This window comes from Streptomyces sp. NPDC051582 (assembly GCF_040681715.1).
Classification (GTDB): Bacteria; Actinomycetota; Actinomycetes; order Streptomycetales; family Streptomycetaceae; genus Streptomyces.
In genome coordinates, this window is record NZ_JBFAZJ010000034.1 from 53,183 (window position 1) to 73,191 (window position 20,009).

Annotated in this window: 15 protein-coding genes; 12 read left to right on the forward strand and 3 right to left on the reverse strand. The window is 73.9% G+C overall.

Going from position 1 to position 20,009, the window contains the following annotated elements:
• The first annotated feature begins 10 nt into the window (after positions 1-10).
• Entirely contained in the window at positions 11-943 is a 933-nt protein-coding gene (locus tag AB0M92_RS32745; protein WP_366105975.1) for an oxidoreductase, read from the forward strand.
• 126 nt (positions 944-1,069) lie between these two features.
• Entirely contained in the window at positions 1,070-2,485 is a 1,416-nt protein-coding gene (locus AB0M92_RS32750; RefSeq protein WP_366105976.1) for an FAD-dependent monooxygenase, read from the forward strand.
• A gap of 8 nt (positions 2,486-2,493) precedes the next feature.
• Here AB0M92_RS32750 and AB0M92_RS32755 read toward each other — a convergent pair whose 3' ends face one another.
• Entirely contained in the window at positions 2,494-3,507 is a 1,014-nt protein-coding gene (locus tag AB0M92_RS32755; protein WP_366105977.1) for a trypsin-like peptidase domain-containing protein, read from the reverse strand.
• Between the two features lie 224 nt (positions 3,508-3,731).
• On the opposite strand from AB0M92_RS32755, the gene AB0M92_RS32760 reads away from it, so the two are divergent.
• The 10 genes from AB0M92_RS32760 to AB0M92_RS32805 all read left to right on the forward strand — a co-directional run bounded on the left by AB0M92_RS32760 (position 3,732) and on the right by AB0M92_RS32805 (position 15,173).
• On the forward strand, positions 3,732-4,793 hold the full coding sequence (locus AB0M92_RS32760) for a phosphatidylinositol-specific phospholipase C domain-containing protein (protein ID WP_366105978.1): 1,062 nt from the start codon (positions 3,732-3,734) through the stop codon (positions 4,791-4,793).
• A 47-nt stretch (positions 4,794-4,840) separates the two neighbouring features.
• A complete protein-coding gene (gene tsaD / locus AB0M92_RS32765) occupies positions 4,841-5,905 on the forward strand; it encodes a tRNA (adenosine(37)-N6)-threonylcarbamoyltransferase complex transferase subunit TsaD (protein WP_366105979.1) in 1,065 nt (354 codons plus the stop codon).
• Positions 5,906-6,019: 114 nt separating this feature from the next.
• The gene (locus tag AB0M92_RS32770; RefSeq protein WP_366105980.1) at positions 6,020-6,688 is read left to right on the forward strand and encodes an O-methyltransferase; all 669 of its coding nucleotides are present in this window, start codon (positions 6,020-6,022) and stop codon (positions 6,686-6,688) included.
• 48 nt (positions 6,689-6,736) lie between these two features.
• Positions 6,737-7,522: a tyrosine-protein phosphatase gene (locus AB0M92_RS32775; RefSeq protein WP_366105981.1), complete on the forward strand. Its 786-nt coding sequence runs from the start codon at positions 6,737-6,739 to the stop codon at positions 7,520-7,522.
• 128 nt (positions 7,523-7,650) lie between these two features.
• On the forward strand, positions 7,651-8,484 hold the full coding sequence (locus tag AB0M92_RS32780) for a serine protease (protein ID WP_366105982.1): 834 nt from the start codon (positions 7,651-7,653) through the stop codon (positions 8,482-8,484).
• 112 nt (positions 8,485-8,596) lie between these two features.
• A complete protein-coding gene (locus AB0M92_RS32785; RefSeq protein ID WP_366105983.1) occupies positions 8,597-9,196 on the forward strand; it encodes a YetF domain-containing protein in 600 nt (199 codons plus the stop codon).
• Between the two features lie 230 nt (positions 9,197-9,426).
• Complete coding sequence (locus tag AB0M92_RS32790) at positions 9,427-10,674, forward strand: hypothetical protein (RefSeq protein ID WP_366105984.1); 1,248 nt, start codon at positions 9,427-9,429, stop codon at positions 10,672-10,674.
• A 92-nt stretch (positions 10,675-10,766) separates the two neighbouring features.
• Positions 10,767-11,648, forward strand: a complete 882-nt coding sequence (locus AB0M92_RS32795; RefSeq protein WP_366105985.1) for a hypothetical protein — start codon at positions 10,767-10,769, stop codon at positions 11,646-11,648.
• Complete coding sequence (locus tag AB0M92_RS32800; RefSeq protein ID WP_366105986.1) at positions 11,645-12,727, forward strand: hypothetical protein; 1,083 nt, start codon at positions 11,645-11,647, stop codon at positions 12,725-12,727. The genes AB0M92_RS32795 and AB0M92_RS32800 overlap by 4 nt, the downstream gene beginning before the upstream one ends.
• 76 nt (positions 12,728-12,803) lie before the next feature.
• Positions 12,804-15,173 carry a hypothetical protein gene (locus AB0M92_RS32805; protein WP_366105987.1) on the forward strand — a complete coding sequence of 790 codons (2,370 nt, stop codon included), beginning with the start codon at positions 12,804-12,806 and terminating at the stop codon, positions 15,171-15,173.
• Here AB0M92_RS32805 and AB0M92_RS32810 read toward each other — a convergent pair.
• Positions 15,154-16,170, reverse strand: a complete 1,017-nt coding sequence (locus AB0M92_RS32810; protein ID WP_366105988.1) for a hypothetical protein — start codon at positions 16,168-16,170, stop codon at positions 15,154-15,156. The genes AB0M92_RS32805 and AB0M92_RS32810 overlap by 20 nt on opposite strands.
• A gap of 80 nt (positions 16,171-16,250) precedes the next feature.
• A complete protein-coding gene (gene fxsT / locus AB0M92_RS32815; RefSeq protein ID WP_366105989.1) occupies positions 16,251-19,937 on the reverse strand; it encodes an FxSxx-COOH system tetratricopeptide repeat protein in 3,687 nt (1,228 codons plus the stop codon).
• Between the last annotated feature and the right edge of the window lie 72 nt (positions 19,938-20,009).

Genomic DNA, 20,009 nt, shown 5'->3' on the forward strand with positions numbered 1-20,009 from the left:
GGGAGCTCACATGCCTGGCTGGAACGCCGAGAACATCCCCGACCAGAGCGGCCGCACCGCCGTCGTCACGGGTGCCAACAGCGGGATCGGCTACGTCACCGCCCGCGAGCTCGCCCGGCGCGGGGCCGACGTGGTGCTGGCCTGCCGCAGCGCGGCCCGGGGCCGGGCCGCGGTGGTCCGGCTGCGCGCCGAGGTCCCGGGGGCGCAGGCGGAGTTCCTCCCGCTGGACCTGGCCGACCTGGCCTCCGTACGGGAGTTCGCGCACGTCCACGGGCAGCGCCGGCGCTCCCTCGACCTGCTCGTGAACAATGCGGGCGTCATGGCCCTGCCGTACGGGAAGACCGCCGACGGGTTCGAGACCCAGTTCGGCGTCAACCACCTCGGCCACTTCGCGCTCACCGGACTGCTCCTGCCCCAGCTGCTGTCCGCCGCCCCCGGGGCCCGGATCGTCACCGTCTCCAGCGGGTTCCACGCGCTCGGCGACGTCGACCTCGACGACCTGAACGGCGAGCGCGGCTACCGGCGCTGGATCGCGTACGGCCGCTCCAAGACCGCGGGTCTCCTCTTCACGCACGAGCTGGCCCGGCGCCTCGAAGCGGCGGGCTCCGGGATCGTCGCGGCCGCCGCGCACCCCGGCTACGCCTCGACCAACCTGCACGCCGGGGCCTCGCTGCAGGAGGGCCACCGGCCCATGTCGCGGCTGATGGGCCTCGGCGCCGCCGTCCTCGCCCAGCCGGCGGCCTCCGGCGCGCTGCCCACCCTGTACGCGGCCACCGCGCCCGCCGTACGGCCCGACGCGTTCTACGGGCCGCGGCTCGGCTGGCGCGGGGCGCCCGCCCCCTCCTGGCGGGCGAAGTGGACCTTGGACGACACCTCCGGCGAACGGCTCTGGGCCGCCTCGGAGAAGCTGACCGGCGTCGCGTACGGGATCCCCGCGCGCTGAGCGGGCGGCGGTACGGGTCCCGGGGAGGGCGCCCCCGCGTGAGCCCCCCGTCCGCCCCCGGGGTGCCTCGGGGCGCCCCGGACGGGACCTGATCCGCCGCGCGGCCGGCGCGGGAGACTCGGCGCCATGGACGACGACACGGACAACCACCCAGAGGTCCACGAAGCCCACGATCACGCGGTGGTCCTCGGCGCAGGCCTGGCGGGGCTGCTGGCGGCGCGGGCACTCGCCCAGCGGTTCGCGCGCGTGACCGTGGTGGAACGGGACGAACTGCCGGACACCGGACCGGCCTTCAGGCCCGGTGTGCCGCAGTCCCGGCACGTGCACGTGCTGTGGTCGCGGGGCCTGGACCTGATGGAGGGGCTGCTGCCCGGGGTCACCCGCGAACTGCTGGCGGCCGGGGCGGCGCTGCTGGAGACGCCGCGCGACTTCCTGTGGCTGAGCCCGGCCGACTGGTTCCACCCGGTTCCCGGGTCCCGGATCCTGATCGGCAGCCGGGAGCTGCTCGACTGGACGGTTCGCCGGGAGGTGCTGCGCGACGAGCGCATCCAGGTCCGCTCCGGCGCCATGGTGACCGGGCTCGTCGCCGGGCCGGACGGCCGCTCCGTCACCGGCGTGCGGCTGCGCGAGGGCGACCCGCTGCCGGCCCGCTTCGTGGTCGACGCGACCGGGCGGACCTCCCGGGCCCCGGCCTGGCTCGCCGCCCTCGGCCACCCGGCCCCGGCCACCACCCGCTACGACTCCCACCTCGGCTACTCCAGCCGCTACTACGAGATCCCGCCGGATCCCGCGCGCCGCTGGCAGGGGATCTACGTACAGGGCCGCCCCGAGAATCCGCGCGGCGGCGTGCTGGTGCCCCTCGACGACGGCCGCTGGCTGGTGACGCTGACCGGCAACGGCGAACACGCGCCGCCGACGGGGGAGGAGGAATTCCTCGACTTCACCCGGAGCCTGCGCTCCCCGGTGCTCTACGACGCCCTCCGCGACGCCAAACCGCTCTCCGCGCCGACGAGCTACCGCAACACCGCCAACGAATGGCGCCACTTCGAGCGCCTCGACCGCTGGCCGGCCGGATTCGTCGTGATCGGCGACGCCGTCTGCCGGGTCAACCCCGTGTACGGGCAGGGGATGACGGTGGCCGCCCTCGCGGCGGACGCGCTGGCCGGCGCCATCCGGGGCCTGGCGCCGCGGGAGATCGCCGCGGCTTCCCGGCGGATCCAGCGCCGTACGGCCGCCGCCTCCGACGTGGCCTGGCAGATCGCCACCAGCGAGGACATGCGGTATCCGGAGACCGACGGGCCGCCGCCCGACCGGGCCACCAAGGTCCTCCAGGCCTACATGTCCCGGGTGATCGTGGGCGCCAACGCCGACCCGGAGATCTCCCGGCCCTTCTTCGGCGTGCTGTCGCTGGCGCTCTCGCCGAACACGCTGCTCAGCCCCGGCACCGTGATCCGGGTCCTGTCCAAATGGCGGCTGCCCACGTCCCCGCAGACCGCCGACTACCCGGCGCACCACAAGGCCCCGGCGGACTCGGGGTCATAGGAGCGGCATCACCGGCGGGCCGCCACGGCACGCTCGTACACGGCCCGCACGCCATCGCCGAACAGGCTGCTGTACGAGGTCTTCTCGTCGCCGCCCCCGTCGCGGCCGCCGACCACCCCGATCAGGGTGTGCGCGTCGGTCAGCACCGGACCACCGCTCGTGCCGTCGGGTACGTCCGCGCAATCCAGCCGCAGTTGCGCGGGCCCCTCGGCACGGGCGGTGTTGAAGCACTCCACCGGGTATTCGGTGGCATTCGGATAGCCCACGACGCGGGCGGGCGCGGGCAGTTCGGGCCCGAACCGGATCCTCAGGGCCCCGGTGGCGTCCTCCAGCCGCTCGCCGGGGTGCCCGGGGCGGCGCATGCGCAGGAAGGCCACGTCGTAGTCGGGGTCCTGATCCTCGGTCCAGCGGGGGTCGACGTCGATCCGGGTGGGCACCCAGACCCCGTACGGGGCCTCCCCGTCGCGGTATCCGGGGGCGAAGGCGAGGTTCGTACGGAATCCGAGGATCCCGCGGTACACGCAGTGGGCGGCGGTGGCGACGAGGTCGCCGCCGGGGGAGTGGACCACGCTCGCCGAGCAGTGGTGGTCCTGGTCCGCGTCCTCGCCGGGGGAGAACAGCGCCCCGATCGCGGACTCCGCGGCGGCGGGCCGCGCGACCAGCGGGTCGGAGGGCCGCCAGCCGCCCGCGTCCCGCCCCTCCGTGCCCGGTGCCTCCGCGTCCCGCCCCTCCGTGCCCGGTGCCTCCGCGTCCCGTGCCTCCGCGTCCCGTGCCTCCGTGCCCCGCGCGGCCGGGCCCGTCGGCGGGACCTCCCGCGCCGGGCCGGCCAGCACGGCGGCCGCCGCGCGGTCGGCGGACTCGGCGGCCTGTACGTAGCTGCCCTCCGCGGGATCCCCGTCCGCCACGTACGCCGCCATGCCGTACAGCTTCCACAGCAGCCCGGCGCACCCGATCAGCACGGCGCAGCCGACGCCGGCGAGCAGGGTGACCCGTACGGTCCGCCCGCGAACCCTGGTGAACATGCCGTGCCACTCTCCGCCGGAAGACGCCGGTCGGCGTCCCGAGCGGCTCCCTGTTCGACGGACGGGGCGACGGCGGCGGTTCCGGACCGGAACGTGTCCGTCCTCACAGCCGGGGTCCCGGCCCGCCCCCGTCATCCGGTGTCCTTCCGCCCGTCACTCAACTCGCCTACCCTCCGGGCGAGTTGCGCATCGGCGCATCGACCGGGCGGACAGGAGCCGAAAGCATGAGATTGCGGAACCGGATGGCGGGCGCGGTGACGGCGGGCCTGGCGGCCCTGGCCCTCGTCCTCGGTACGGCCCCGGCGGGGGCGGCCGGGGCCAAGGCGGCAGGAGCCGCCGCCGACCTCCCGTACGCGGGATCGACGGGCGTCGGCGTGCACAACGCGTACGAGAAGGCGAAGTACCCGTACTTCGCGGACGCCCTCGACTCGGGCGCCGCGATGCTGGAACTCGACGTGTGGACCAACTTCTTCGGCAGCTCCTGGCGCGTCTCCCACGACAACCCCTTCGGCAACGACAACAACTGCGAGAACGCCACCAGCCCCGCCCAGCTGCGCACCAAGGCCCGCAACCAGAACCTCGCGGGCTGTCTTTCCGACATCCGCAGCTGGCACGACGCCCACCCCGGGCACCGCCCGGTCGTCCTCAAGCTGGAACTCAAGGACGGGTTCGCCGCCAACCTGGGCCGCGGCCCGGCCGAGCTCGACGCGCTGCTGAACTCGAAGCTCGGCGACGCCGTGTACGGCCCCGGCCGGCTCGCCGCCGGCCACGTCGACCTGGACACCGCCGCCCGGGCCGGCGCCTGGCCGAGCCGCGCCGCGATGGCCGGGAAGTTCCTGGTGGAGCTGATCCCCGGCACGCTGGAGGAGGGCAACGCGAACGACACGCTGTGGACCGACCGGGAGTACGCGCAGCACCTGCGCTCCCTCGCGGCCGCGGGCCGGCTCGACCAGGCCGCCGCCTTCCCCGCGGTGCACCGGGCCGAGGCCGGCGACCCGCGCGCGCGGTACGCGGACGCGACGCTCCGCCCCTGGTTCGTTGTCTTCGACGGGGACGCGAGCGCGTACGCGGGCGGCTCGATCGACACCGCCTGGTACGACCGCAACCACTACCTGCTGATCGCCACCGACGCCCAGGGCGTGGCGCCCGCCATCGACGGGGTGCACCCGACCGAGGCCCAGGCGCGGGAACGGGTCGCCCTGATGGCCGCCCACCACGCGTCCATCGCCTCGGCGGACTGGTACCCGCTGCCTTCGGTGCTGGCCACGGTGGTCCCGCGCGGCTAGTACCCTTATTGCGAACTATTCGCAATAAGGGTACGGGTGCGGGTCTGATGGCTGCTTATCCGGTGGTGCTCGGCATCGAGTCCTCCTGCGACGAGACGGGCGCCGGCATCGTGCGGGGCGGCCGGCTCCTCGCGCACGTCGTCGCGTCGAGCATGGACGAGCACGCCCGCTTCGGCGGGGTCGTCCCCGAGATCGCGGCCCGCGCCCACCTGCACGCCTTCAACCCGGTGGTCCGCCAGGCCCTGGAGCGGGCCGGACTGCGGGCCGACCAGCTCGACGCGGTGGCCGTCACCACCGGCCCCGGCCTTTCCGGCGCGCTCCAGGTCGGACTGGCCGGGGCCAAGACCCTCGCGTACGGGCTGGGCGTACCGCTGTACGGGGTCCACCACCTGGCCGGGCACGTGGCCGCCGACACCCTGGAGCACGGGCCGCTGCCCGAGCCCTGCGTGGTGCTGATCGTCTCCGGCGGCCACACCTCGCTGCTGCTCGTGCGGGACCTCGTGCGCGAGCCGATCCTGCACCTCGGGGACACCCTGGACGATGCGGCGGGGGAGTGCTTCGACAAGGTGGCCCGGGTGTTCGGACTGCCGTACCCGGGCGGGCCGGCCATCGACCGCGCGGCGCGGGGCGGCGACCCGGGGGCGGTCCCGTTCCCGCGTCCGCTGACCGGCGGGCCGCGCGGGCAGGACCCGTACGCGTACTCCTTCTCCTTCTCGGGGCTGAAGACGGCCGCCGCCCGCTGGGCCGAGGGCCACCGGCAGCGCGGGGAGCGGCTGCCGGTCGCCGACGGGGCGGCCTCGCTGCAGGAGGCGGTGGCCGACGTGCTGACCCGCAAGGCGGTCGCCGCCTGCCGGGAGTACGGCGTGAGGACGCTGGTGGTGGTCGGCGGGGTGGCGGCCAACTCGCGCGTGCGGGCCCTGGCGGAGCGGCGCTGCGCCTCGGCGGGGATCGAGCTGCGGGTGCCGCCGATGACCTTGTGCACGGACAACGGCGCGATGATCGCGGCGATCGGCGACCTCCTCGTCCGCGCGGACGCACCCCCGGCCCCGCTCACCCTCACGGTCGACCCGTCCGCCCCGCTGGAGTACGCGGCCCTCCAGCCGGTGGCCTGACGGCCGGTCCGACGGCCGGTCCGACGGCCGGTCGGCCGAGCCGTTGCCGGTCGGGGACGGTGTCGTTGGGCAGTCCCGAAGGCGTACACGGCGACTCGCGAAGGGACGTACGACATGGACAGGGACGTCGACGAAGTGAAGACGGTGCACCTCACCCCCGAGGTGTACGCGTACCTGGTCGCGCAGGCCGAGCCGCGCGGCCGCGTCCACGAGGAGCTGATCGGGCGGACCCGTGAGCTCGGCCGCGAGGCGCAGATGCAGGTCCCGCACGAGCAGGGGGTGTTCCTGACCCTGCTGGGCAAGATGCTCGGTGCCCGGCGGATCGTCGAGGTCGGCACGTTCACCGGTTATTCGACGCTGGCCCTGGCGGAGGGCCTGGTCCCCGGCGGGCGGGTCCTGACCTGCGACGTCTCCGAAGAGTGGACGTCGATCGCCCAGGAGGCCTGGAAGGCGGCCGGGGTCGGCGACCGGATCGAGCTGGTGGTCGCCCCGGCGCTCGCGACGCTCCGCGCGCTCCCGCAGGAGCCGGTGATCGACCTGGTGTTCCTGGACGCCGACAAGCCGGGCTACCGCGCGTACTGGGACGAGCTCGTGCCGCGCCTGCGTCCCGGCGGGGTGATCCTCGCCGACAACGTCCTGTACGGGGGCGAGGCGGTGGACGCCGGCGCCGAGGGGAACGCCCTGGCCATCAGGGAGTTCAACGCGTACGTGCGCGGCGACGAGCGCGTGGAGTCGGTGATGCTCCCGATCGCGGACGGGCTCACGCTCGCGCGCAAGCGCTGAGGGACGGTCAGGCATCCTGGGGCTCGACCGCACACGGAGGAGCCCCAGTTGTCCGATCAGAGCACCGGCCCGCGCACGTCCCCGCACCGCCGCCACATCGACTTCGAGCGCCTGCACAACTTCCGCGACCTGGGCGGCTACCGCTCGGCCGACGGCCGTACGGTGGCCTGGGGCACGCTCTACCGGTCCGATTCCCTGGGCAAACTCGCCGGGGCCGGGGCCGGGGCCGGGGCCGGGGCCGACTGGGACCGCTTCCTCGGCCTCGGCATACGCACGGTCATCGACCTGCGCTACCCCTGGGAGATCGAGGCCAAGGGCCGCATCCCCGAGCCGGAGCGGTTCGCGTACGCCAACCTCAGCATCGAGCACCGTCCCTACGACCAGGCGGCGATCGACCCCGGCGTCGACCCCTGGCGGTACCTCGCCGACCGGTTCGCCGAGGTGACCGAGGACGGCGTCGACGAGATCCGCCGGGCCATCGAGCTCATCGCGGCCGGCCCCGGTCCGACGGTCTTCCACTGCACCTCCGGCAAGGACCGCACGGGTCTGATCGCCGCGTTCGTACTGACCCTCCTCGACGTGTCCGAGGAGGAGATCCTGGCCGATTTCGCGCTGACCGAGCTGGCCACCGCCCGCCTCACGGCCGACTGGCACGCGGCCCATCCGGGCCGCGCCATGCGCTGGCCCTCGTACGGGCGCGCCCCGGCGGAGATCCTCTCGCTCGTCCTGGCCGACCTGGCCACGCGCTACGGCTCCCCGGCCGAGTACCTCGCCGCGCGCGTCGGGATCACGCCGGAGACGGCGGCCCGGCTCAGGGACCGCCTGCTGCGCTGACCGGCGGCGCCGGAACCTGAAACCCGCCAACTCTGGCCACGTCCTTGCCAGTTGATTCGGGTGTCCCAACAATGCACATGACAACCGAAGGATCTTCGGTTGCATCGTCATCAGAGGGGAACCCCCACATGCGCAAGCCTCTCGTCGGCGCCGTGCTCTCGCTGCTCCTGATAGGAGCGGCGGCAGCACCGGCCGTGGCGTCAACACCCCGGGACAAGGCGGCCGCCGTCACCGTGAACTACGCGGGGACGGTCGCGCTCAGCAACTGCTCCGGCTCCGTCGTCCGCGTCCCCGGCTCCCAGCCGAACGACCCCGCACTCGTCCTGTCCAACGGGCACTGCATCGAGAGCGGCTTCCCGGGGCCGGGGGAGGTCGTCAAGGACCAGTCGTCCAGCCGCTCGTTCTCGCTGCTCAATGCGTCGGGATCGCGGGTGGCGACGCTGCGGGCGAGCAAGATCGCGTACGCGACGATGACCGACACGGACATCTCGGTCTACCAGCTGACCAAGACGTACGCGCAGATCCAGAGCCAGTACGGCATCGCCGCGCTCACCCTGAACGACGCCCGCCCGGTCCAGGGCACGGCGATCAAGGTCGTCTCGGGTTACTGGAAGCGGATCTACAGCTGCAACGTGGACGGGTTCGCGTACCGCCTCAAGGAGGGCGAGTGGACCTGGAAGGACTCGGTCCGCTACACCTCGTCCTGCAACACCATCGGCGGCACCTCGGGCTCCCCGGTGATCGACACGGCGACGGGCAAGGTCGTCGCGGTCAACAACACGGGCAACGAGGACGGGCAGCGCTGCACGGAGAACAACCCGTGCGAGGTGGACGAGACCGGCAAGGTCACCGTCCGCCAGGGCATCAACTACGCACAGGAGACGTACATCATCGTCCCGTGCGTCGGGGCGGGCAACAAGATCGACCTGAACGGCGCCGGCTGCACCCTGCCGAAGCCGTGACGCACGCGGCCGCCCGCCCTGCGCGGGGCGGGCGGCCGCGCATGTGCGAACCGGCGGAGACCGGGCCGCACTGCGGCGGGTCGCTGACGCCGGCCGTGCCGGATGTGCCAGCGTGGACGGGGTGCATGCCGCCCACGACGCCCTCACGCCCTTCCTGCACGGCGACATCCCGTACCTGGAGAAGGCGCTGCGCACCATCGGGGTCTACGTACTGATCCTGCTGCTGCTGCGGGTCGTCGGCAAGCGCCAGCTCGCACAGCTCAGCAGCTTCGACCTGGTGGTCATGCTGCTGCTCGCCAACGTCGTGCAGAACGCCGTGATCGGCCCGGACGACTCGGTCCTCGGCGGGGCCTTCGGCGCCGCCGTCCTGCTCGGGGTGAACGCCGTGGTGGTCCGGGCGGCAGCCCGGCACGAATGGCTGGGCCGCCTTCTGGAGGGCACCCCCACCACCCTGGCCCGTGACGGACACTGGCTCACCTCGGTGATCCGCCACAACGGCCTGCGCCGCGCCGATCTGGACGCGGCGGTCCGCCACCAGGGCGGCGACGACGTCACGGAAACCACGGAGGTCACCCTGGAGCCGGGCGGAGCCCTCGTGGTCCAACTGGCGGAACCCAACCAGTCGGCAGACAAGTCCGACATCGCGGCCCTCAAAGCCGCCCTGGCCGCCCTTGACGCGAAAGTGGACGCTCTCGGCGGCCGGTCCCCGTAGCCGGTGTTCGGCGGCAGTCCGGACCGGGCATCTTCTTGGCACGACCGCACAGAAGCGGTCGAGGCGCGTCATCCTGTGTCGTCCATTCGGGTCGAAGAGTCAACTCCCGTACAGGAGAAGGGAGTCCGGCTATCGATTCGGCGCCCGCGCCCCCTACGATTTACCTGGCTCCGCGGCGCCGACGCATGGGGGTGCAGGGCGACGTTCGCGGGCCGGGAGGGGGAGAGGCTGTGACGAGAGGCGGACGTGTCCGGTCCTGGCGACTGCCGGAATCGATCCCGGCGGTCGTGATCGGGGTGCTCGGAGCGCTGCTGGTCGGCGTGACGGTCGGGCTGTTCACGCAGCCGGCGGAGCTGGTCGGCAGCGGAGGCTACCTCTACGGCACGGGGCTCCTGCTCGCCGTCGGCCTGTACGGATCCACGTACTCGATCGACCTCGGTGCCCTGCGTTCGGACCTGTCCGCCGTGGTGGCGGCCGTGACGCTGGGCGTCGTCCTGAAGGCGTCCCTGATCGCGGGCGTGATGGTGCTGACGTTCGACCGGCCCGAGTACCTGGTGCTCGGCATCGCGGTGGCCCAGATCGATCCGCTGTCCGTCGCGGCGCTCGGCAAGGGCGACCGCATGTCGCCGCGCGCCCGGTCGCTGCTCTCGGCGTGGGCCTCGTTCGACGATCCGATGACGGTGCTGCTGACGCTGTACGTCGCGGCCTACGCCTACACCGCCGCGGGCCACGAGGGCGCACCGGCCGTCGCGGGCGGCGGGACCGGCGGCTATGCGAGGGGCCTGGGTCTCAACGCAGCGCTGCTCGCCGCGGTGCTGCTGCTGTGGTGGGCCGGCCGCAGGGCGCTGCGGGCGCTCGCGGGTTCGAGGGCGGCGGCCACGGCGCTCGCGGGCACGCCGGCCGGCCGGCGCGTCGGGGCGGTCCTGACGGGAGCGCTGGTGGTGGCGATGCTCGCGGTCGCCGCGTCCGGCATGCTGATGCTCGCGGTGGCGCTGGCCGGTCTGGCCGTCCGTACGGGCGCGTTCGACAAGGTCGTCGACCGGGCCGTCTCCGTGGCCTATCCGGCCGCGTTCCTGGCGCTCGGTCTGTTCCTGGCCCAGGGCGTGGCGCTCCTGCCCGGACTGGTCCTCGGCGTGGCCGCGTTCGGCGCGCAAGCCGTGGTCGCCCTGGGCGTCATGCCCCTGTTCGTACGGGGACTGGAGCGGCGGGACCGGATCGGGCTCGGACTGGGGCAGCAGAACGGCATCACGGCCGTCCTCATCGCCCTCGCACTGGAAAGCGACTTCCCCGGAACGGTCTCGGTCGTCGGCCCCGCCGTACTGGTCGTCAACCTGCTCCACGGCACCTCGCAGGTGCTGCTCGCCCGTCCGCCGTGGCCGTGGCGGCGACAGGGCGGCCCGGAACGCGGCGCGGGTGCGGAGCGTCCCCCCGAGGGGGCGGCGCAGAAGCCGCTGGCCAAGGGACGGTCACCCGCCTGACGGCCGCCAGGGCGGTGGCGGCGGCCCTGCGGGGCCCCGGGGGAACGAGTCGAGGAACCGGCGCGGGCGGTGGCCGGAGGGGGAAGGTGCGCATGAGGCGGAGAACGCGTCACGTCCGGAAGGGGCTCGGGACCGCCGCCGCGGTCCTCGTGGTGCTGGCGGCAGCCCCGGCCTTCGCCGCGCCCGCCGGATCCAGGGAGCGCGACGTACAGCTCGTCTACTGCCTCGACGCCCCGCACCGGGCGGAGCTCTTCGCGGCCGCCGCACGTCTGGGCCTCCTGCGGCCCGCGGCGCCGACCCCGGTTTCCGTCATGGTCACGGACTCCGTGCTGCCCACGGCCTCCGTCGGGCGCATGACGCCGCAGGCGTGGTCCGTGCGCCGTCAGGACGACTTCGCCCGGGCCTGTTCGGCGCTGATGGGAGCGGCGTCCGACGGCCCGGGGCCCGCGGCAGAGGAGAAGAAGGAGGAGGGCGGCTGGTTCGGGACCTTCCTGACCTCGCTCCCCCTCCTCGCGGTGGGCGCCCTGCTCACCCTCGGGGGGCAGTCGTGGGAGCGCGTCTCCACCGAGCGGCGGCTGCTGAAACAGCAGTTGGAGAGCGCAAGGACCTCCTTCCGGGCGGCTGCGCGGGAGTACCTCAGGAACTACGAGGACGATCCGGCGACGGACCACGCGGCGGTGCTGACCGCGCGCGAGGCACTGGGCGCGGCCCTGGCCCAGGTGGCCGCGCCCGGCGCGCGGCGGGCGCGGGCCCATCGGCTGGCGGATGAACTGCCGCTGGCCCGGCCACTGCCCGAGTCCAGCGACGGCCGGCTGCTCGGAACCCACGCGCGCGCCCGGCGGGCGCAGGAGGTGCGGCAGACCGTGGACCGTATGCTGAGCGCCGTTTCGGACCTCAACGGGCGCACGCTCTACTGGAGATGGCGCACCGCACGCGAGCGGCGGGCTCGCACGACCCCGGGAGCGTCCGCATGACGGTGCCTGCGCAGCACAACCCGTACAGCGTGCGCGTACCGACGAAGAGGCAGGCCCTGCGCAACGCCGCGTCCCCGCCCCGGGTCGACTACCCGCTGGTGCCCTGGAGCGAGACGAGCCACAGCGAGCAGTGGGTGGACGTCGATCACGCCAAGGCGCAGGTGGACACCTTCCGGAAGTGGCTGGAGAGGCTCCCGGACGTGGTCGACGGCGGGGTGGACTACGGTTCCCTGGTGGTGGTGACGGGCCCGATCGGCATGGGCAAGACCACCCTCATCCACCGGTGCGTCCACGAGGCGCAGGAGCACATCGAACGGATGGATCCGGATCCGCCGCTGAAGCAGGTCGTGGCGATGACCGCCGGCTACGACAACATCGGCGACGTCATCAGCCTCGACGACAACGGCCGGTTCGCCACCGTTCCGGCCATCAACACCGGCATCGTGAAGCAGGTCGTCGGCGAACTGCGCACGAAGCTCACCCATGTCGACACGGGCATCTCCAAATGGTCCCCGAGCGAGGCCTTCGAAGCGATGAGCGAGCTCCTGGAGCAGCAGGACGCGCTGCTCTTCGTCATCGTGCCGCACATCGCCTGGAAGGACGCGGGCGTGCGCAGCGAGTTCCTCCTGACCTGTCTGAAGCATGCGCGGAGCCGGATCGTCCTGTTCGTCGAGATCAGCCACGGAGCGACCGACCGGGCCAGGGAGGTGGTCAAGGAGGTGCTCAGACATCCCGCGGTCACGCACCTGGAGCTCGGCCACCTGAAGGGGGAGGACCGGGTGGCGTTCAGCCAGGCGGCCCGTTCGGGCCACCCCGACCCGGACGCGGCGCTCCTGACCGGCTGGGAACCCGCGGACGTGCGGGAGTTGCGGATGGTCTACCACGCCGCGGCCGAGGACCGGATACGCGCGGGCGAACCGGTCCGGATCACGGCGCACGAGCTGAGCCGCCACGCGGAGCGGCTCAGACGCGAGGCCAGGGAGAACCTGCTCGGTGCGCTCGCCGCCGACTCCCCGGCCGAGCACTCCCCGCCCGCCGACCTCCCGCCCGCCGGCTGCGCCCCGCCGGCGAGCCCCTGACTCCGCCCCCGCTCCCGCCTCCCCACCCGCCCGCCGCTTCGGATCGCCGTCACCGGAAACACGAGGAGTGCCCGCCGTGGCCCCAGACAGTGGAGACATCTGGCACAGCAACCCCTTCCCCCTGAGTCCGGTCGTGCGCCTCGGCCCATCGGCCGACCTCGGGAAGGTGCCGGTCGAGGCGGCGGACTCCGGCAACGCGACGATCGGGACGCCGACCACCGTCGAGCTCACCGGGCTGGTCGACGACTACCTCGCCAGCCGGCCGACCGGGGGCCGGCGCGGCAGGGTGATCGCCCTCGTGGGCGAGTTCGGGCTGGGCAAGAGCCATGCACTGCGCAAGGTGTACGCCGATCTGAGCCGGCTGTCGGACCCCCTGGCCATGTGGATCATGGACGAGCCGGTGCAGGACATGGGGCGGATGTACCGGGACCGGTTGCGCGGCCCCGGTGACACGCCCCAGGGAAAGCGCGCCTTCGAGGAACTGGTCCGCAACTACTACGCGTACGCGACGGCCAACCGCGTCGACACACAGGGCAGCGATCCGCGGCTGGGCTCCCTCGGCGAGATCGCGGCGGGGCTGCGGGGCGGCAGCCTCGACCCGGACAAGGTGGTGTCGGCGCTGCGCTACGACCCCGAGGTGATCCACGCGGATCTGCGCCGCACGCTGGGCGAGGTCACCGAGCACCGCCGCTTCGCCACCGCACTGGCCCTGCTCCAGGATCCGTCGTTCAACCGGATGGTGTGGGACTGGCTGAACGGCGGCGAGCCCGCCGAGCCGCTGCGGGAGCGGGGCATCACCGAGGCCATCGGGCCCGCGGCGGGGCAGGGCGGGCACGAGGACGCCGCGGGCATCGACCGGGTGTTCGATACGCTGGCCGTGCAGGCGGTCCTGCACGGCCGGGTCGGCAAGCCGTACGCGCTCCTGATCGACTCGCTGGAGAAGGTGCTCGAATGGCGCGACGAGCACCGGCGCACGTTCATGGACGCCTTCGAACGGCTCGTCAACATCTACGCGAGCCGCGGCGGCCTGCTGGTGTTCTGCGTCTCTCCCGGCGGGCTGGCGGAGCTCCGGCAGAGCGTGCACGAGCGGCTGGTGCAGCTGTGGCCGAGCGGATTCGACGAACGGCTCACCGCCGAGCTGGTCGCCGCATACGTCCACGCCGGCCAGGGCGGGAGCGGCGCGCCGCGCGCGGTGGCGCCCGACGGGTCGGCCGGCCCGTTCGACGCGGAGGCCCTGCGGCTGCTGCACGAGCTGACGGACGGGGTGCCCCGCGAGGTCCTCAAGACCTGCCGCCAGGCCTGGCAGCTCGTCGAGGACAAGGACCGGCGTGACGGCGGCGACGGTGCGGTACGGGACGTGCCGGCCACCAGGGTGCTGCGGGCGGTGCGCGATCTGCACGAGGGGGTCGCCCGGCGGCAGGTCGAGACGGACGTGCGCAAGGCCCTGGACATCGGCCAGTGGCGGATCGCCTCGCGCGATCCGGTCCCGGCCCGGCTGTCGGCCCCGCCGGGAGGCCGCGAGGAGGTGCTGCACTGGCTCTCTCCCGCGCCGAACGCCTACCTCGCGGTGATCCTCACCCGCTCCGTCCTCGTCGCCGACGACGCCGAACGCATCGCCGCCCAGGTGCACGGCCTGCGCAGTGCGGTGCGTCCGGGGCGGTGCGAGGTGCTGCTCGTGGTCAACGGCCACGTCTCGCAGGCCATGCAGGACCGTCTCGGGCGCTCGATCGGTTCCCGGCCGCTGGTGTACCGGCAGGGCGGCTTCGCTGAGAGGGCGGACAAGGCGCTGCGGAAGCTGGACGGGCGGCTCGCGGAGGGGCGCCGCGAGGAGGGCCTGGTCCAGCTCGGCGAACGGATGCGCCGAGACCTGGAGCAGCAGACCGCCGAACTCGCCGAACTGCGCCGGACGATGGCCTCCTGGGTGCCCGAGCCCCGGGCGCGGGCCGCGGCGGCCACCGCCGACGGGCGGCGGCGCACCTCGGCGCCGGGGGCACCGGCGTCGGTGCTCGTGGAGAGCTCGCCCGGGTCCGGGCCGGGGGAGCCGGCCGCCCTCGATCTGCCGGGACCGGTACGGCGCCGGTTCCAGGAGGCGTTCGCGGTGCTCGACACGGTCACCCGGCGCGTCGCCGGCACGGCCGTGAAACGCCGTGCCACGGCGACCTCGGCGGAGCTCGGCGTGCTCGGCTGCGCCACTTTGGTCCGCGCGCTCACCGAGAACTTCCGCGGCTCGGTGGCCGCCTGGCACCGCGCCGCCGTGCCCGGTGCGCCGACCGAGCGCCAGTGGGGCGAACTGCGCAGGATCTGCCGGGAGTACGAGAGCGCGGTCGAAATCCTTCCGGTGCACCTGCTGGGCAACCCCGGCCCCCCTCACCCGCTGACGGCCGCCCGTACCGTCGAGGTGCTCGCGGAGGAGGTGTGGGGCACGCTCAGCGCGGCGGCGCCGTGAGTGCCCGTACCGCTCCCGCGAGCCGCTGCAGCTGCGCGTCGGCGTTCGCCACCTGGGTCTGGTCGAGGGTGACACCGACGAGGAACTCGCGGGACGAGGTCCAGACGAGGTAGATCGCGCCCTCCTGCACGTCCAGGACCAGCCGCTCCACGGCCGCCCGGCCCGCCTGGGCCGGGGCGACGAGGCTCAGCGCGTCGGCGAGGCGTATCAGGTGGCCGCGCAGGCTCCTGGAGAGCTCGCGGTAGGCGGTGCGCCGCGTGCGGACGCTGACGCTCAGGAACTTCGGTCCGAGGTCGTCCGATTCGAAGACGTCGCCCGCGCACACCAGGGTCCAGTCGCGGTAGTAGGCGGCGTACTGCAGGTCGACGGTGTTCACATGGCCCAGCCACAGGGCGCGCAGCCGCTCCTCGTAGGCGGGCTCGGGCGTGGCGGCCGTACCGAAGTCGACGCGCAGCGCGGTGCGTGCGCCGTCGACGGGGGAGAGGCGGCCGGGCCTGGCCGCCGGGTCTCCGCCGGGCAGCTCGTCGGACAGCCGGTGCACCTCCGTACGGATCCGGGTGACCAGCGCGTTCATGGACGTGTCCACGGCCTCGGCGTCATCGGCCGTGTCGGTGACGGCGACCAGGTACTCGCCGGGCTTGACGCGCCCGCCCCACAGGCACCCCTCCCTGTTGGCCACGACGGTGCGCATCAGCTCTCCGGTGCCGAGCGGCTGCAGGAGCACGCCGACGTCCTGGGCGGAGAGCAGCAGGCGGCTTCCGGGCAGCGACTCCTCGTCCCCTTCGTCGCCGAGGTCGCCGATCAGGGCGCCGAGGGGGCGCCGGTCGGTGCGGCAGATGACGAAGTCGAGGATCCCGTTGCCGAAGTGGGACAGCGACCTGATCCCCGGGGTCGAGGAGACGGCCTCGTCGCACAACGAGGTTATCCGGCCGTGTCGTTCGGGAGCCCAGTGGTGCTCCGTCAGCGTCTGGGTGCCATGCGGTGCGGGGGCTGCCACGTGCACGTCGCCTTTCGGTGGATGACCGGGGTCCTCGGGTCCTGCTGTTCCTACAGGTTGCTACAGGTCCCGTCGAAGTCCTACAGTCCCGGCAGCTCCAGATCGATGTCGAAGCCCGACTGCGGGACCGGACGCGGGTCGCCCGACGCGGTCAGGCGGGCGTGGTGGGCCTTCACGCGCCGGCCGTCGGGGCGGTGGGCGACGCCCAGGTCACGCAGACGGGTCAGGGCGCTGTCGGCGAGTTCGGCGGCCTCTTGCGCATGGCCCGCGGCGGCGAGGGTGGCGGCGAGGGAGTTCTCTGCGGCGGCGACCCACGGGTGCGCCTGGCCGAGCTTGAAGGTGAGCCGGGTGAGGGCGTGCCGGCCGGTCGCCTCCGCGGACGTCAGGTCGCCCGTCGCCCGCAGGTAGACGCCGTGGCGGACGTCGCTGAGCGCCGTGTACGGGTGCGTCACGCCGAACCGTTCGGCCAGCGAGGTGCCGCACAGCCGCGCCTGGAGCTCCGCCTCGTCGGTCTTGCCGAGGGCGTGCAGGTCCGCCGCGTAGCTGAACTGGCAGCGCAGGGTGTCGATCCGGTCGGCGCCGAAGCGGCTGACGTACAGCTTCAAGGCGCGCAGGTCGCGCTCGTGGGCCATCTCGTACCCGTAGCGCGGGTCCTTGGCCGCGGGGAAGCCGTCGGCGAGGCGGCGTTCGCTGACGGCGAGGCCGACCTCCGTCCTCAGCCGCGCCCCGTCCCAGACGTCGCCGTGCCGGCGCAGCCGCTGCCGCAGCAGGTCCCGGGCCTCGCCGTCACGCCCCATGGCCCGGTACAGGTAGGCGAGCAGGTCGGCCTCGGCCCAGGCGGCCGGGTCGCCCTTGCCCTTGACGGCCTGCTGCTGGCGGAAGCGCTCCTGGACCCGGCCGAGGGCGGCGGCCACGCGCCCGGTGAGCGCCTCGTTGAGGGCCAGGTTGTGCTCGACCTGGAGGGTGGCGGGGTGCTGGCGCCCGAGCAGCAGGGTGAGGCCCTCCACGGAGGGTCTGAGTTCCGTCAGGGCGTCCTGGAAGCGGCCGAGGGCCCGCAGGGTCGCGGCGTGCGAGTCGGCCGAGAGCAGGGTGCGGGGGTGGACGAGGCCGAGGAGCCTGCGGTGGCCGCGCAGGGCCTCCCGGGAGAGCACGCGGGACTTGTCGTACGAACCGGCGAGGCGGTGGGCCCGGGCGGTGAGGTTGAGCAGGCGCAGGTACTCGGGCGTCGGCTCGTCGCCGTCGACCCACCACGCGTCGCGGGCCCGGTCGGCGATGTCGAGGAGGCGGCTGAGGTCGGTGCTCTCGGCGCGGGCACCGAGCGCCTGGAGGTGGCGGAGCAGCGAGCGGCGTACGCGGGGCCGGTCGTCCTCCCACAGCCTGAGCGAGTACACCTCGCGCGCCCAGTCGGGGGGCAGGTCCTCGTCCCGGCGCACGTACTCGGCCAGTACGCCGCGCAGGACGGACTCGATGCGCTCCCGGGTCCCGGCCTCCATGCCGTCGCGGATCAGGTCGCGCAGCGCGTGGTGCTGCGTCAGGGGCTGGTCCTTGCGGTCGAACTCGACGTTGAGCAGGCCGACCTGGGCGAGCGCCCAGAGGGCCACGCTCACCATGTGCTCGTCGGGCAGCTGGACCTGGTCGGGGTGACGGACGCCGCCGTCGCCCTCGGGGGCAACCGGTCCGGAGGAGTCGTCGCGGGCCAGCTCGGACAGGATGCGGCGCGAGCGGAGCAGCTCCAGGCCCATCCCGCGCCCGGTGAGCAGGGAGGCGGCCTGGAGCAGCCAGTCCAGTGCGTCGTCGGCGGGACGTTCGGTGCGCCAGGCGGCGGCGCCGGGCGTGAACCGGGCGAACCGCCGGGCGACGTGCACCATGACGGCGAGGGAGGACACCGCCCCGGTCGCGCTCTCGCCGAGGAGTTCGGTCTTGCCGGCCCGGTACTCGGCGAGGAGGTCCGCGACGGCCGCGCGGGCGGCCGCCTCCGGCGCCATGTGGTCCTCGCGGCCGTGGGCGGCGGCGCGTTCGGCGAGGCAGCGGGCGGCCAGTTGCAGGGGGAGCGGGACGAAGTCGACGACGCCGGCGACCTGTTGGGCCTGGTCTGCGGTGAGCTCCGGCAGCCGTTCGCTCAGCAGGTCGCCGCTCTCCGCCCGGGTCATGGCCCGCATGGCGCAGGACGTCAGGAACGGCGGGCGCGTGTCCCGGGGGTTCTCCCGCGCCGGGGAGACGCGACTGGTGATCAGCACGTGGCCCCGCTCGTGCGGGATCGGGAGCAACCCGTTCAGTTCGGCGGGGTCCGTCGCCCCGTCGTAGACGATCAGCCAGCTGTTCTCGGTGTCGGGGCGCGAGAGGCGGTCGAGGAGCGGGGAGATGTCTCCTTCGGCGGCCACGGCCGCGAGCCGGTCCTCGGCCGTACCGAGGCGTCCCGCGAGCCGGACCAGGCTCCTGCGCAGGCGCTGCGGGTCCCAGGAGCGCACCCACCACACCACGTCGTACCCGGGACCGTGGCGGTGGCACAGCTCGCGGGCGGCCTCGCTCTTGCCCCAGCCGCTGGGGCCGTGCAGCACCAGGGCCGCGCCGTCCCGGCCGGCCTCCCGCAGCTCCTCGTCGAGGGAGGTGAGCAGGTCGTCGCGGTCGGTGAAGCCGCCCCTGCGCGCGGCGACGTTGGTGATCTCGGGCAGCCGCGGGAAGCGGGCGCCGGCGGTGCCCTCGCGCGGCTGCCCGGGGCCCAGACCGAGGCCGGAGTAGAGGATCCGCAGCGCCTCGTCCTCGGTGGTCTCGCGCAGGTCGATGCGCTCGTGGTGCGCGGCCTCGGCGTTCGGGAAGGGCTCGTCGACCAGGACGATGCGCACGTCGGTGTGGGAGAGCGCGCCGATCTGGGTGAGGAGGGCGTCGTCGGCGTCGCCCGGAGACAGGAAGAGCAGGGCCGTGCCGGTCTCGGGGCGCTCCCCCGTGTAGGTGTCGATCCTGCGCAGTTCGGTGCGGACGCCGCGTTCGCCGAGCCGGTCCCGCAGCCAGGCCGCCCAGGCGACGTGCCGCCCGGAGTGGACGACGGTGGCGTCGGTGAGCCGGGCCTCGCGGCGGGCGCGGAGCCAGTCGGCGAGCTGCGCGTAGGACGGGCGCAGGCCCCCGACACTGCCCGCGTCCTCGGTCTCGACGGCGAGGCTGCGGCTGTCCAGGTAGAGGGGGTTGTACGGGATCTCCAGGAAGGGGTACTCGCCCGCGCCGCGGGCCTGGGCGAGCGCCGAGAACTTGCGGCGCACCCGCTCGCGCCCTTCCCGCAGCCGGTCGTGCACGCCGATGTCGCTCTTGAGCCCGAGGGTGAGCAGCCGTACGGGCCGGTCGGCGCGGCGACCGACGAGCTCCTCGGTGAGGGCGGCGGCGCCGTCGATGGACCAGGCCGTGAGGGCGAAGCACATGACGAGCGCGTCGGCGAACTCCACCAGCCTGCCGGGTGCCTCGTCGCCCGGGGCCGCCGGGACGGGCGCCTCGATCAGGACGTGGTCGTAGCGCGTCGCGACCGGGTCGTCGAAGAGGGCGGTGAGTTCGCGTGGGGCCGCCCGCCCCACCGCGGCGACCTGCCCTGCCTCCGGCTCGGGCACCGCGGCCCCGTCCCCCGGGGCACCGGGACGGCCGTCCACGAGCAGCACGCTGCGATTGCCCTCGGCGAGGATGTCCGCCGCGTTGCGCAGGGTGGTGCTCAGCCCGAGGTTCTCGGACGTGGTGTAGAAGACGGCGAACGAACCCGCGTGGCGCTGGGGGTTGGCGTCTGGCATGACCTCTCCACTCGGCGAGGTGACAGCGAATGACGATGGACATAACGGGCATGCAGGGGTGCAAGTATAGGG

Bases quoted from the DNA above. Each gene is read 5' to 3' on its own strand.
- AB0M92_RS32800 (WP_366105986.1), top strand. From the start codon at position 11,645: ATGACGGTGCCTGCGCAGCACAACCCGTACAGCGTGCGCGTACCGACG.
- fxsT (WP_366105989.1), bottom strand. From the start codon at position 19,937: ATGCCAGACGCCAACCCCCAGCGCCACGCGGGTTCGTTCGCCGTCTTC.
- AB0M92_RS32745 (WP_366105975.1), top strand. From the start codon at position 11: ATGCCTGGCTGGAACGCCGAGAACATCCCCGACCAGAGCGGCCGCACC.
- tsaD (WP_366105979.1), top strand. From the start codon at position 4,841: ATGGCTGCTTATCCGGTGGTGCTCGGCATCGAGTCCTCCTGCGACGAG.
- AB0M92_RS32780 (WP_366105982.1), top strand. From the start codon at position 7,651: ATGCGCAAGCCTCTCGTCGGCGCCGTGCTCTCGCTGCTCCTGATAGGA.
- AB0M92_RS32750 (WP_366105976.1), top strand. From the start codon at position 1,070: ATGGACGACGACACGGACAACCACCCAGAGGTCCACGAAGCCCACGAT.
- AB0M92_RS32760 (WP_366105978.1), top strand. From the start codon at position 3,732: ATGAGATTGCGGAACCGGATGGCGGGCGCGGTGACGGCGGGCCTGGCG.
- AB0M92_RS32795 (WP_366105985.1), top strand. From the start codon at position 10,767: ATGAGGCGGAGAACGCGTCACGTCCGGAAGGGGCTCGGGACCGCCGCC.
- AB0M92_RS32755 (WP_366105977.1), bottom strand. From the start codon at position 3,507: ATGTTCACCAGGGTTCGCGGGCGGACCGTACGGGTCACCCTGCTCGCC.
- AB0M92_RS32770 (WP_366105980.1), top strand. From the start codon at position 6,020: ATGGACAGGGACGTCGACGAAGTGAAGACGGTGCACCTCACCCCCGAG.